Raw genomic sequence first — 12,151 nt, forward strand, 5'->3', positions numbered from 1 at the left:
TCCTGCGGTCCGGCTCACTCCTGAGAGGGAGGGCGAAGACCGCTCCCTACGGCGACGCGCCGGCGCGGTGCGGCGACGAGCATCGACGCCATGTTCCGAATGCTGACAGCGCTGGCGTTGCGCCGGCCCGTGATGGTCATCGTGTTCTGGGTCGCCGTCGTCGCCGTGGGGTTCGGCGTCGGCGGCGGGGTGTTCATGAAGCTCACCGCGCAGGTCGCCACCGTGCCCGGCTCCGAGACGGAGCGGGCCCTGGACCTGCGCGACCAGGCCGCCGGCCCGCGGCCCGCGCAGCTGACCGTGGTCGCGACCGGCGGTGTCGACCTGTCCGCCGCGCTGACCGAGGTGCGCGTCATGGCCGGCGTCACCGAGGTCGGCACGCCGCTGCCGTCCGCCGACGGCAAGGCGGTGCTGCTGCAGGTGACGGTGGCGCCGTCCGGTACCGAGGCCGCTGCGAAGGTCGCGGATCGGTTGCGGGCCGTCGACCCCGCGAGGGTGACCGTCACCGGCGGGCCGCTGACCGACAGCGAGTTCTCCGCGCAGGCCCAGTCCGACGTGCAGCGGGCCGAGCTGTTCACGCTGCCTGTCGTGCTCATCCTGCTCGTCGTCGTGTTCGGTGGCATCCTCGCCGGTGCGATGCCGCTGCTGGTCGCGCTCGCCGGGATCGGCGGCACGTTCGGCCTGCTGTACGCGCTCAGCTTCGGCACCGACATCTCCGTCTACGCGATCCAGGTCGCCACCATGCTCAGCGTCGGCCTCGCCGTCGACTACGGGCTGCTGCTCATCAGCAGGTTCCGCAACGAACGCGCGGCGACCGACGACGTCGCCACCGCGCTCGCCGCCGCCGTCGACAAGGCCGGCCGGACCATCGCCGTCACCGGCCTCACGGTCGCCGCCAGCCTGCTCGGCCTGGCCGTGTTCCCCGACGCATTCCTGCGTTCGATGGGTCTCGCGGGTACGGGCGTCGTGCTGGTCAACATGCTGGCCGTGCTCACCCTGCTCCCGGCGGTGCTCGCGCTCGTCGGCCGCCGGGTCCGTCCCGCGGCGGAGCGGGCCGGCGGCGGGGTCTTCGGCCGGATCGCCGTCGCCGTCCAGCGCCGCCCGGTCCTCACCACCGTCCTCACCGCCGCCGGCCTGCTCGCCCTCGCGGTCCCGGCCGTGCACATGCGCCTCGGCAACAGCGACGCCCGCGCCCTGCCGTCCTCGACGCAGACCCGCCAGCAGTACGACCAGCTTGCCGCCCACTACCCGGCGCTCGTCGGCCCCGACGACATCCTCGCCGTGGTCCGCTCCCCCGCCACCGACCCTTCGACGGTGCAGTTCGCCGACCGCGTGCGCGGCGTCCCCGGCGTCTCCGCGGTGCAGGTCGAGCCGGTGTCGCCGTCGATCTCCCTGGTCCGCGCGACGCCCGTGCACCGCCCCGAAACCCCGCAGGGTCGCGCGACCGTGACCGCCGTCCGCTCCGTGGCGGCACCCTTCGAGGTCCTGGTCACCGGCGACGCGGCCCGCCTCGTCGACTACCGCGGCATGCTCGCCGACTACGGCCCCCTCGCCGCCCTCATCGTCGTCGCCGCGACGGTGCTGCTGCTCGCCGCGTTCACCCGCTCGCTGCTGCTGCCGCTGAAGGCCGTGCTCACCAGCATCCTGAGCATCGGCGCTGCGCTGGGCGTGGTCACCCTCGTCTTCCAGGACCGCGGCGACCTCGGCATGATCGACCTGACCGTGCCGGTCCTGGTCGCCGCGATCGCGTTCGGCCTGTCGGTGGACTACGAGGTGTTCCTGCTCGCCCGCATCCGCGAGCACCGCCTCACCGGCGCGGACTCCCGCCGCTCGGTCGCCGTCGGCCTGCAGCAGACCGGCCGGATCGTCACGTCGGCCGCGCTGCTGCTCGTGGTGGTGTTCGCCGGGTTCCTGCTGGGCGGGTTCGCACCGATCCGCGAGATCGGGCTGGGTCTGGTCGTGGCGATCGTGCTGGACGCGACCGTGGTCCGGATGCTGCTGGTCCCGGCGACGATGACCCTGCTCGGCAGGGCGGCCTGGTGGCCGGGCCGGGTCCCGCCCGCGAAGTCGCCCGCGGGGGTGGGCCGCTACGAGGATGCGTTGGTCTGACCCGGTTCGGGCCGCAAGCAGATGGGCCCGTCCGGCGCTCCCATGCCGGACGGGCCCCGCTCCAGAGTGGCCGCGCCCGGGTCGGTGGCGGCCGACCCGGGCAAGCCTGCTGAGAGCGCTCTCACAGAGTTGTACGTCGATGGAACAGGATTGTCAAACGGTGTTAACTGAAAACTTTCACGGGAAGCTCACCAGATACACCGGAACTGTGTTGGTGCCCTGGGCCGGGCCGCCGGTGCTGTTGATGACGTGGGCGATCGTGCCCTTGCCGCCGAGCGAGACCGTGAGCAGGCTGTGGAACTTCACGTTCGGGTTCACCGGGGTCTCGAAGCCGTGCTCGTTCACGATCGACGGGTCGGCCGTGAAGTTGCAGTAGCTGCCCATCCCCCATGCCTCGTGTGACGTGACGGTATCCGCGACCTTGTACGCCGCGTAGCCGCGGGCGCCGGTCCGCCACGCCGACTGGCTCGGCGGGTCGTACGGCTTCTCGTTCTGGAAGAAGATGGTCCGGCCGCCCTGACCGTTCCAGATCACCTCGTCCTTCTGGTAGTGCTCGACGAACAGGCCGTACGCCGAGACGTTGTTGCCGTTGACGATCAGGCCGTGGTCGGCGGTGTTGACGGTCCAGCCGACGCCGGCGCCGTGGTCGGCGCGCCAGGCCCAGATGTGGTCGATGATCGTGTTGTTGGAGTTGACGACCAGGCTCTTGGTCGCCTTGCCGGGGCCGGCGCCGCCGATGCGGAAGAAGACGTCCTGGACCGTGGTCGGGTTGGCGGAGTGGCCCGCGGACGAGCCGGCCTGACCGACGGTGAGCAGCGTGTCGGAGTTGACGGTGCCCGCGTCGAAGAGCACGCCGGCGATCTTCACGCCGTCGACGTCGGCGACGGTCATCGCGTTGACCCCGTTGTCCGGGATCAGCGTCGGGTACCCCTCACCGAGGATGACGGTGTTCGGGTTGGTGACGTTGAGCGTCTGGTTGAGGTGGTAGACGCCCGGGGCGAAGAACAGGTGCTTACCGCAGGCGAGGGCAGCGTTGATCGTGGCGGCACCGGTGCCCGGTGTCACGACGAAGAAGTCCGAGATCGGGATGGACGAGCCCGGCGTGGAGCCCCCGGACCACGTGGTGCCGATCGCGTTCGTGCGGAGGTTCGGCACGAACACCCGGTAGGTGCTGCCGTCGAGGTACAGGTAGGGCTTCTCCCGGATGACCGGGGTGTTCCCGACGACGGTGTACGGCGGGCTGGGGAAGCTGTTCGCCGGTGCGCCCTGCACGCCGGAGAACACCATGTTCCACACGCCGTTGACCCAGCTGCCGATGGAGCTGTCGCGGGTGTACCACTGCTGCTGTGAATACGGGCCGACGCTGCCGTCGATCTTGCTGTCGGCGATGTAGCCGCCGCTGGCCCAGCCGTAGCCGTTGGGGGCCAGGTTGAGCTTGCCCCGGATGTGCACCCGGCGCATCGGTGCGGCCTGCGCGACGGCCCAGCGGTCGCCGTTGTTGGCGTTGCTCGGCACGATCGACAGGTTCTCGATCGACCGCCAGAAGTTCTGGGTCGCGTTGCCGCCGAACCAGCCGGCATCCACCGTGACGTCGCCGTTGATGACGACGTCGTCGGGGTTGCGGCCGAGACCGATCACCGAGGTGTAGAAGCCCGTGTTGACGTTGATGCCGCTGTACGTGCCGGGCTTGAACGCCAGGACGTACCGCTGGGTGCCGAACTGGTTGGCCTCCTGCTGGGCGAAGACCGTGTTGACCTGGGCCTGGATGCTGGCCGCGGACATGGACGGGTCGAACACGATGAACGTGGGCGGCAGCGCGCCGGACACCGGCGGGTTCGTGCAGACCGGCGGCTCGGTGGGCGTGCCGCTGTAGACGGCCAGCTCCTTGATGGAGTAGCCGTAGCCGGTCGCCCGCTGGGTGCCGTAGACGCGCAGGTAGCGGCCGGTGCCGGCGACGTTGAGCGTCTGCGTGCCGCCCGTGCTCGTGGTGGTGGAGTAGATCGAGGTCCAGCTGCCGGCCGCGGCGGTCGGCGAGACCTCGACGCTGAACGCCTTGGCGTAGGAGTTCTGCCAGGTGATGACGACCTGGCAGACGTCGGTGGCGGCGCCGAGGTCGACCTGCAGCCACTGGGGGTCGCTGAAGGCGCTGGACCAGCGGGTGCTGACGTTGCCGTCGACGGCCTTGTTCGGGGTGAGGCTGCCGTTCTCGTTGGAGGAGGACGTGGCGGGCTTGTTCAGCGCGACGTTGCTGGTGCCGCAGGCCGCGTGCGCGGCGCCGGTGGTGGCGCCGAGGACCGCGACGGTGCCGCCGAGCAGCAGTACGGCGCTGAGCAGGGCTTTTGCCGCCCGTTTCTGGGCATGGGGCATTGGTGCATCTCCCTCATTTGGCGGGGTGGGGACATGTGCCTCGGACGGTAGTGACCGGGCTCTCCAGGCGGCAATCGTTTGCCATCCATTTGCCAATTTCGATCTTGACCTGCCGGTTCGTCGACACCGGGTCGGCCGATCACCCGAGGACGTACCAGCCGCTTCAGTCAGAAAGCCGACGTACCCGGTACCAACTGGGGACCCGGCTGTCGCGGGACCCAGGGGATGCCTAGGCTCACCAGCGAATGTTTCTTCGGGGAGGAAAGTCAGATGGCCGTTCACGTCGACCTGCAGGCATCGCCCGAGGTGCTCCGCCAACGCCTGTATGACGGTCACCTGCTGGTGATGACGAAGTTGCCCTCGGTAGCCAAGTTCGTCGACCACGCCCGGCAGCAGCTCACCGAGCTGTTCGCGCCGCACGACCCGGAGCACGCCCACGAGCACTTCGAGCCGACCGCCATGGCCGCGCTGCTCGGCCCGTGGAAGCCGCGGTTCATCCACGACGAGCGGTCCAAGAAGCTGGTCCGCAACATCATCGAGGAGGCCGGCTTCACCGCCGAGGAGACCCACTTCGACGTGCCGAAGCCGCGCACCTCGTTCCCGGTCGGCCACCTGACCACCGGCGTCGCGTTCGCCTTCCCCTGGCACCGCGACGTGTGGTACTCCGCGCCGAACCAGCAGCTCAACTGGTGGCTGCCGATCTTCCCGGCCCGCGACGACAACGCGATGTCCTTCGACCTCGACCGCTTCAACCGGCCCGTCGACAACAACTCCGGCGACTTCGACTACTACCGCAACAACGTCGGCCGGCTCACCACCGCCGCGTCGGTCAAGCAGGAGGCCCAGGTCCGCCCCGGCGCCACCGACCACAACCCGCCGAACGAGCTGGTGGTGCTGCCCGCACCCGGCCAGGTGCTGCTGTTCTCCGGCGCCCAGCTGCACCGCTCGACCCCGAACACCTCGGGCCTGGCCCGCTACAGCGTCGACTTCCGCACCGTGCACGTCCCCGACGTCATCGCCGGCCGCGGCGCGCCGCTCGCCGACACGTACTGCTCGGGCACCGCGATCCGCGACTTCATCAACGTCGCCGACGAGTCGCGCTTCGAGGAGGCCACCGTCCGCTCCATCTACGGCGACCCGCCCGCCGACGCCATGCTCGTCTTCGAGGCCCCGAAGGCCTGAGCGCTGCGGCACGCCGGCAGTGCGGCAGGATGGGTGCTGTGCTGACTGTGGGTGCGATCGTCCTGGGTGTTCACGACGTGCCGCGGGCCGTGCGGTTCTGGCGGGAGGCGCTGGGCTACCGGCTGCACGAGACGGGATTCGGCGGCGCGGCGACGATCCTCGTGCCCGCCGACGGTGCCGGGACGCCGATCGCCTTGCAGCGCAACGAGACCCCGCCGCAGGATCACCCGCGGATTCACCTGGACCTGCACGTCGCCGACGTCGCCGCGCAGGAGGCGGAAGCGGCGCGGCTGGTGGCGCTGGGTGCGCAGCGGGTGGCGTGGGACAGGTATCCGGAGGATCCCGACTTCGTGGTGCTCGCCGACCCTGACGGCAACCGGTTCTGCATCGTCGACCTGGGGCACGTCCCGGCCTGACCCGCAGTGTCCACTATGGACTACTGTGGTGTGTCTTCCGTCTCGTGGCGCCGATCCGACCGTTTCCGGTGACAGGGTCGCAATGTTTCGGTGGGAGAATGCTCGGGTAGCGCGTCTTGACCGGATGGACCTGGACGCTGGGAGGGGGTGCCGATGCGACTGGCCGTGCTCGATGTGGGCTCCAACGCCGCGCACCTGCACGTCGTGGACGCACGTCCCGGAGGCCCGCCGCAGTCGGTGTTCCGGCTCAAGGCACCCACGCTGCTCGCCGACTCTGTCGACGACGACGGGGCGCTGTCCGACGACGCGGTCGACCGGCTCGTCTCCGCCGTCACCGAGACCGTCGACGCGTCACGCCGCCACGCCGTCACCGACCTGATCCCCCTCGCCACGGCCACGATCCGCGACGCCACCAACGTCCAGGAGATCCGCGACCGGGTCCGCGAGGCCGCCGGCATCGAGCTGCGGTCCCTCAGCGGCGAGGACGAGGCCCGCGTCACCTTCCTCGCCGTGCGGCGCTGGCTCGACCGGCCCGCGGGGCCGGTGCTGCTGCTGGACATCGGCGGCGCGACGACCGAGATCGCGGCCGGCTCCGGCGAGCTGCCCGACATCGCCGTCTCCCTGCCGCTGGGCGCCGCCCGCATCACCCGCACGATGCTGCCGTGCCACCCGGCCCGCACCCGCGACGTCGCCGCCGTCCACCGGCACGTCCTGCGCTCCGTGCGGCCGCACGCGGCGGGCCTGCCGGACGGCGCCCGCCACATCGCGACGTCCAAGACGTTCAAGCAGCTGGCCCGGGTCGCGGGCGCCGACGGGCGGCTGACGCTCGGCGGCCTCCTCGAGTGGATCCCGCGCCTCACCGCGATGCGCCCCGAAGAGCGCGCGGCGCTGCCGGGGGTTGCCGCCAGCCGGTCCCGCCAGCTGCTCGCCGGGGCGGTCGTCGCCGCGGCCACGATGGAGGCCCTCGACATCACCCACGTCGACGTCTGCCCGTGGGCACTGCGCGAAGGCCTGCTCCTGCGCCGCATCACGGAGCTGTCGCACCCCTGACCCCACGCGTCGAACGGGCGGGACGTCCGGGGCCACGGGGATCAGGGGCCGAAGTGGCGGTTCGGGCTGGTCTGTTTCGGGGGTCGACGTCTGCCCGTGGGCACTGCGCGAAGGCCTGCTCCCGCACCGCATCACGAAGCTGTCGCGCCCCCGACCCCAACACGTCGAGCGGGCGTGACGTCCGACCCACAGGGATCAGGGGCCGAAGTGGCGGTTCGGGCTGGTCTGCTTCGGGGCGGCAGGCGTCGGGCCGATGGGCCTGCGACCGGCGGGCTCTTGGACGGCGGGGTTCTGCGCCGCTGGGGCAAGGCAGAGCTGGGTCCGTTCCTGCATGGCGTAGGGCTGGGCCGGGTCGGGGCATGAGCCGGCGGGGTAGACCCGGGCGGTGACGGTGTACGCGTCGGCCTCCGTGCAGTCGACGCGGCGGGCCTGGGCGCCGTCCTGGCGGACGCATTGGCCGACCTGAATCGTGGAGAACGACTCCGACGGTGCCACGACGAAACCGACCCAGACGCCGGCGGCGACCGCGACCGCCGAGCCGGCGAGGGTGCCGGCGGTGATCTTCGCGGCCCTGGCGGCCTTCGCCTTCGTGGTCTTGACCCGTGCGGCCTTCGTCGCGGTCGCGCCGGCCGCGGCGGTGGCCCAGCCACCCCGGGCCGCGGCGCCGCGGGCGGGCGCGCCGTGGAAGCAGCCGGGTGCACCGTGGCGCCGGTTCCCCGCGACGCGGAAGCAGCCGGATGCGCCGTGGCGCCGGTTCCCCGCGACGCGGAAGCAGCCGGATGCGCCGTGGCCCCGGTTCCCCGCGACGCGGAAGCAGCCGGATGCGCCGTGGCCCCGGTTCCCCGCGACGCGGAAGCAGCCGGATGCGCCGTGGCCCCGGTTCCCCGCGACGCGGAAGCAGCCGGATGCGCCGTGGCCCCGGTTCCCCGCGACGCGGAAGCAGCCGGATGCGCCGTGGCCCCGGTTCCCCGCGACGCGGAAGCAGCCGGATGCGCCGTGGCGCCGGCGGCCGGGGTCGTGGCGGCCGCCGGATGCGGGCGGCGTCGGCGGAGGCGGTCCAGGAGCGACGGCGGGCGCTGGCCCGGGACGTCGATAAGTTCGACGACAGGAGGCTCGGGCCACTGCCGAGGCTGCACCGCCCCGGTTGCCGGCCCCGGCGCCTTCGCGGGACCGAACGCGGCCGGCTCGAACGGTGGTACACCGGCATCCGGCGCATCGGCGGCGGGCGGCTCAGTGACCGCAGGCGCCGCGACGGGCGCAGGGCACGGCCGGCTCGGGGCGGCGGGGGCGGCGGGCCGGGGTGCGGGGAAGACCGGGAGGCAGCCGTCCGCGACCGCCAGCTTCGGGCGCCGGATCGCCGTCGGCTCCACGCCCAGTGCGTCGCGCAGCAGCCGCGCCACCAGGGGAATCCGGGACGAGCCGCCGATGAGCAGGACGCCCGCGACCTCGGCGCGGGTGACGCCGGGCTCGGCGGTCGCGGCGACGGTCGCGGCGACCGTCCGGTCCAGCAGGGGGCGGGCGATCCGCTCCAGGTCGGCGCGGGTGAGCGGGACCGACTCCTCGAACAGCGGCACCAGGACCGTGGTGGACTCCGCCACGGACAGCATCTCCTTGCCGACGCGGGCCTCGTCCAGGAGGCGGCGGGCGGCGCGGCGGTCCTCGACGGTCTGCGGGCGGGTGAGGCGTTCCCAGCGGATGGTGTCGTCGGCGAGCAGGTTGCCGAGGTGGGCGACGACGGCCGCGTCGAGGTCGAGGCCGCCGGCGTCCGGCAGGCCCCGCTGGGCGAGCACCTCGAACGTCCCGGCCGACCGGCGCACCACGGCGGCGTCGAAGGTGCCTGCGCCCAGGTCGTACACGATGAGCGACGAACCGGCAGGGACCTCGAGGATGCCGGAGTCCACGACGTGCAGGGCGGCCGCGACCGGTTCGGCGAGGAGCCGGGTGGGGCTGAGGCCGACCTTCGCCGCGGCCCGGGTGAGGGTCGCCTGGCGGCGGCGGTCCCAGCAGGCCGGGTGTGTGAGGGTCACGGTGCTCATCGGCTCGCCGGCGACGCGGCGGGCCTCGGCGGCGACGCGGGCGAAGACGGCCGCGTACAGGTCGCCGACGGGGCACTCCACGCCGCCGAGGACGACGGCACCGCTGTCGGCGGCGCGCTTGGGGTAGGCGGCGAGCCGGTCCGGGTGCGCCTGGCCGAGGACGAGTGCGTCGCGGCCGACGAGCAGGTGCGGCGCGTTGTCCAGGCAGGTCGCGGACGGCAGGAACTCCTCGCCGTCGAACAGCAGCGGATGGTGCACGCCGTCCGGCCCCGCGAGCACCGCGACGGTGCTCGAGGTGCCGAAGTCGACGCTCAGCTGATAGCCTCCCACCCTTTCAGCCTAAATGTCCGACAGGCCCGTTGTCTCACGGTTGGTACGGTGGTGCCACGCCCCATCCCCAGCGTGGCACCGGTGCCTGGCGCGGCGGGTCGGCGCCGGGCTGCGAGTTGTCCCGGGCGAGCCTCGTCCCCCACTCCAGGTAGCCGACGAACGCCGCCCGGAACTCGGGATCGTCCGGCAGGCCGACCTCGTCGGCGGCGTCGAGCATCAGGTTCACCCAGCGGCGCCGCTGCGGCTCGGTGATGCCCTTGCCGAGGTGCTGGCTCAGCATGTACGGGTAGCCGCCGTGCTCGGCCGTGTACGTCCCCGGCCCACCGAACACCTCGGCCAGCCACACCGCCACGTGCTGAGCGTGCCGCGGATGCATGTGCGCGAACACCGGCGCGAGCAGGTCGTCCTGCGGGACCTTGCGGTAGAACGCCTCGGTGAGTTTGGTCAGCGCCTCGGTCCCGCCGGCCCACTCGTACAGCGTCGGCGGTTGCTGCTTGTCCACGTCGTCCATGGGAACACCCGACCACATCGCGCTGTTGGTGATCAAGTACGCACCGTCCGGTAAGTAGGGGGCCCGCACGATGGAGAAGCGCTACCACTGCCCGGTCGAGCTCGCCGTCGACGTGATCGGCGGTCGCTGGCGCCCCGTGATCCTCGCCCACCTCAAGGAGGGCGTGCACCGCTACGGCGAGCTGCGCCGGCGGATGCCGCACGTGAGCGAGAAGATGCTGGTACAGCGGCTGCGGGAGCTGGAGGCGGACGGCCTGGTGTCCCGTCACGACCACGGCACGGTCCCGCCCCACGTCGAGTACCGCCTCACCGACGAGGGCGCGAGCCTCGCCCCGGTCCTGCAGGCGCTGTACGACTGGGGCGCCGCCCGGGCCGCGCGCACCGGGACGCCCGTCGCTACATGATCAGCAGTGTCTTGCCGAGGACCTGGCGGGACTCGATGGCGGCGTGGGCGTCGGCGGCGCGCTCCAGGGGGAACGTCTGGCCGATGACGGGGCGCAGCCGGCCCTCCGCGGCGGCCCGCAGCGCGCGGGCGGACAGCTCCGGTGCGCGCTGGCCGATGCGCATCAGCTCGGGGAAGCCGAAGCCGGTCACGCCCTCGCCGGGCTGGGTGAACGGGCCGCCGGCGGCGCCGTGGACGACGAACCGGCCGCCCGCGGCCGTCGCGGCGAGGGCCTCGCGTCCGATGGTGCCGCCGACGCCGTCGTACACGACGTCGAAGCCCTTCACCGGGTCGGTCCAGCCGGGCACGGTGTAGTCGACGGCCTCGGCGCCGAGGTCGCGGATCAGGGCGAGTTTCCGCTCGCCGGACGCGGCGCCGATGACGCGGGCGCCGGCGGCGAGGGCCAGCTGGACCAGCAGGCTGCCCAGGCCGCCCGCGGCCGCCTCGACGAGGACGGTCTCCCCGGCCGCGGCGCGGCGAGCTCGTGCAGGCCGAGCGCGGTGCGGCCGTCGGTGATCAGCGCGGTCGCGTCGAGGGTCGCCACGCCGTCGGGGATCGGCACCACGTTGCGGGCGGCGGCGACGGCGAGCTCGGCGTAGCCGCCGGTGCCGTTGAGGCTCGCCACGACCCGCCGGCCGACCAGCGCCGGGTCGCCGCCGGCACCGACCTCGGCGACGGTCCCGCCGACCCCGTTGCCGAGCACGGCCGGCGGGACCGCGCCTGCCTTCGGGGCCTTGCCGGCCCTGGTCTGCGTCTCGATGAACGTGATCCCGGCGGCCTCCACCCGGATCAGCACCTCATCCGGCCCGGGGACCGGCTCGGGGGCCTCCCCCGGCTCCAGCACCGACGGGGGACCGACCGCACGCCACCACACAGCTCGCATCACGGCACGAGTCTCCAACCTCAACCAAGGTTCAAGTCAACCACCGGATGCCGCGGCGTCACCGTGATCCGCTATATGTTGACGATGAGCTATCCGGCGTATCTCGCGACGATGCCGATGCACGCGATCACCGAGGTCTACGGGGAGGACGGGCTGCGCGAGCGGTACCGGCTGGAGATCCAGCGGTTCGCCGAGGACGCCCGGGTGCGGCTGGCCGACGCGCTGGAGCTGGCGGGGCGGCTGCACCAGGACGACCGGCGGGTGCGCGAGCCCTACGTGAACCATCTGCTGCGGGTCGCGATCCGGGTCATGCACCACTACGAGGTCAGCGACGTCGACGTGATCGCGGCGGCGGTCCTGCACGACTCCGTCGAGGACCACCCCGACGAGCTGGCCGGTGCGCCCGGCGCGACGGCGCAGCAGGCCCTGGCGGTGCTCGCGGCGAGGTTCGGCGCGCGCACGGCCCGGCTGGTCGAGGCGGTCACCAATCCGGTCTACGACCCGGGCACCGACAAGCACGAGCAGTACCGGCGGCACGTCCGCGACAGCCTCGAACGCGAGCCGTGGGCGCGGGTGCTGAAGGTCTCCGACTTCACCGACAACGGCGTCGGCGTCATCCACACGACCGGCCCGAAGGTGGCGTCGTCGGCGGCGAAGTACCGGCCGCTGGTGCCGGTGCTGCGGGAGCTGGTCGCCCGGCCGGACACGCCGCTGTCGCGGCTGGTGAAGCAGCACATCTTCCGCCAGCTGGATCTGGCCGAGGAGCGGTTCGCCGCGATCCTCGACCCGGCTTGACCTCAAGCGGGGTTCAGGTCGCACGGTGGGCGGC

At 72.6% G+C, this 12,151-nt stretch carries 11 protein-coding genes and 1 pseudogene; 6 read left to right on the forward strand and 6 right to left on the reverse strand.

The window, feature by feature from the left end; translation table 11 throughout:
* The first annotated feature begins 90 nt into the window (after positions 1 to 90).
* On the forward strand, positions 91 to 2,106 hold the full coding sequence (locus tag OHA72_RS41515; RefSeq protein ID WP_327001569.1) for an MMPL family transporter: 2,016 nt from the start codon (positions 91 to 93) through the stop codon (positions 2,104 to 2,106).
* Positions 2,107 to 2,283: 177 nt separating this feature from the next.
* On the opposite strand, the gene OHA72_RS41520 is transcribed toward OHA72_RS41515, so the two are convergent.
* Entirely contained in the window at positions 2,284 to 4,473 is a 2,190-nt protein-coding gene (locus OHA72_RS41520; RefSeq protein ID WP_327001570.1) for a pectate lyase-like domain-containing protein, read from the reverse strand.
* A 270-nt stretch (positions 4,474 to 4,743) separates the two neighbouring features.
* On the opposite strand from OHA72_RS41520, the gene OHA72_RS41525 reads away from it, so the two are divergent.
* From OHA72_RS41525 to OHA72_RS41535, 3 genes are all read left to right on the forward strand, one after another.
* A complete protein-coding gene (locus OHA72_RS41525) occupies positions 4,744 to 5,655 on the forward strand; it encodes a phytanoyl-CoA dioxygenase family protein (protein WP_327001571.1) in 912 nt (303 codons plus the stop codon).
* Positions 5,656 to 5,693: 38 nt separating this feature from the next.
* Entirely contained in the window at positions 5,694 to 6,071 is a 378-nt protein-coding gene (locus tag OHA72_RS41530) for a VOC family protein (RefSeq protein WP_327001572.1), read from the forward strand.
* 153 nt (positions 6,072 to 6,224) lie between these two features.
* Positions 6,225 to 7,121 (forward strand): Ppx/GppA phosphatase family protein, encoded by an 897-nt coding sequence (locus OHA72_RS41535; protein ID WP_327001573.1) that lies wholly within the window; start codon positions 6,225 to 6,227, stop codon positions 7,119 to 7,121.
* A gap of 195 nt (positions 7,122 to 7,316) precedes the next feature.
* Here the strand turns inward: OHA72_RS41535 and OHA72_RS65110 are convergent, their stop codons facing one another.
* The 3 genes and pseudogenes from OHA72_RS65110 to OHA72_RS41545 form a co-directional block, all read right to left on the reverse strand.
* Complete coding sequence (locus OHA72_RS65110) at positions 7,317 to 8,243, reverse strand: LppU/SCO3897 family protein (protein ID WP_442788766.1); 927 nt, start codon at positions 8,241 to 8,243, stop codon at positions 7,317 to 7,319.
* 257 nt (positions 8,244 to 8,500) lie between these two features.
* Positions 8,501 to 9,157 (reverse strand): annotated as a pseudogene (locus OHA72_RS65115) (Hsp70 family protein); the annotation flags it as partial.
* A 364-nt stretch (positions 9,158 to 9,521) separates the two neighbouring features.
* Positions 9,522 to 10,034 (reverse strand): group II truncated hemoglobin, encoded by a 513-nt coding sequence (locus OHA72_RS41545; RefSeq protein ID WP_327001575.1) that lies wholly within the window; start codon positions 10,032 to 10,034, stop codon positions 9,522 to 9,524.
* 34 nt (positions 10,035 to 10,068) lie between these two features.
* Between OHA72_RS41545 and OHA72_RS41550 the strand changes: the two genes are divergently transcribed.
* Positions 10,069 to 10,401: a winged helix-turn-helix transcriptional regulator gene (locus tag OHA72_RS41550; RefSeq protein ID WP_327001576.1), complete on the forward strand. Its 333-nt coding sequence runs from the start codon at positions 10,069 to 10,071 to the stop codon at positions 10,399 to 10,401.
* Here OHA72_RS41550 and OHA72_RS41555 read toward each other — a convergent pair.
* Together OHA72_RS41555 and OHA72_RS41560 are read right to left on the reverse strand one after the other, a co-directional pair.
* Positions 10,394 to 10,867: a zinc-binding dehydrogenase gene (locus OHA72_RS41555; protein ID WP_327011766.1), complete on the reverse strand. Its 474-nt coding sequence runs from the start codon at positions 10,865 to 10,867 to the stop codon at positions 10,394 to 10,396. The two genes, OHA72_RS41550 and OHA72_RS41555, sit on opposite strands and share 8 nt — an antisense overlap.
* Positions 10,783 to 11,322, reverse strand: a complete 540-nt coding sequence (locus OHA72_RS41560; RefSeq protein WP_327011767.1) for an alcohol dehydrogenase catalytic domain-containing protein — start codon at positions 11,320 to 11,322, stop codon at positions 10,783 to 10,785. The genes OHA72_RS41555 and OHA72_RS41560 overlap by 85 nt, the downstream gene beginning before the upstream one ends.
* Before the next feature lie 84 nt (positions 11,323 to 11,406).
* On the opposite strand from OHA72_RS41560, the gene OHA72_RS41565 reads away from it, so the two are divergent.
* On the forward strand, positions 11,407 to 12,117 hold the full coding sequence (locus tag OHA72_RS41565; protein WP_327001577.1) for an HD domain-containing protein: 711 nt from the start codon (positions 11,407 to 11,409) through the stop codon (positions 12,115 to 12,117).
* Positions 12,118 to 12,151: the final 34 nt, after the last annotated feature.

Source organism: Dactylosporangium sp. NBC_01737 (assembly GCF_035963215.1).
In the GTDB taxonomy this organism is placed as follows: Bacteria; Actinomycetota; Actinomycetes; order Mycobacteriales; family Micromonosporaceae; genus Dactylosporangium.

Bases quoted from the DNA above. Each gene is read 5' to 3' on its own strand.
- OHA72_RS41550 (WP_327001576.1), top strand. From the start codon at position 10,069: ATGGAGAAGCGCTACCACTGCCCGGTCGAGCTCGCCGTCGACGTGATC.
- OHA72_RS41520 (WP_327001570.1), bottom strand. From the start codon at position 4,473: ATGCCCCATGCCCAGAAACGGGCGGCAAAAGCCCTGCTCAGCGCCGTA.
- OHA72_RS41525 (WP_327001571.1), top strand. From the start codon at position 4,744: ATGGCCGTTCACGTCGACCTGCAGGCATCGCCCGAGGTGCTCCGCCAA.
- OHA72_RS41515 (WP_327001569.1), top strand. From the start codon at position 91: ATGTTCCGAATGCTGACAGCGCTGGCGTTGCGCCGGCCCGTGATGGTC.
- OHA72_RS41565 (WP_327001577.1), top strand. From the start codon at position 11,407: ATGAGCTATCCGGCGTATCTCGCGACGATGCCGATGCACGCGATCACC.
- OHA72_RS41560 (WP_327011767.1), bottom strand. From the start codon at position 11,322: ATGCGAGCTGTGTGGTGGCGTGCGGTCGGTCCCCCGTCGGTGCTGGAG.
- OHA72_RS41535 (WP_327001573.1), top strand. From the start codon at position 6,225: ATGCGACTGGCCGTGCTCGATGTGGGCTCCAACGCCGCGCACCTGCAC.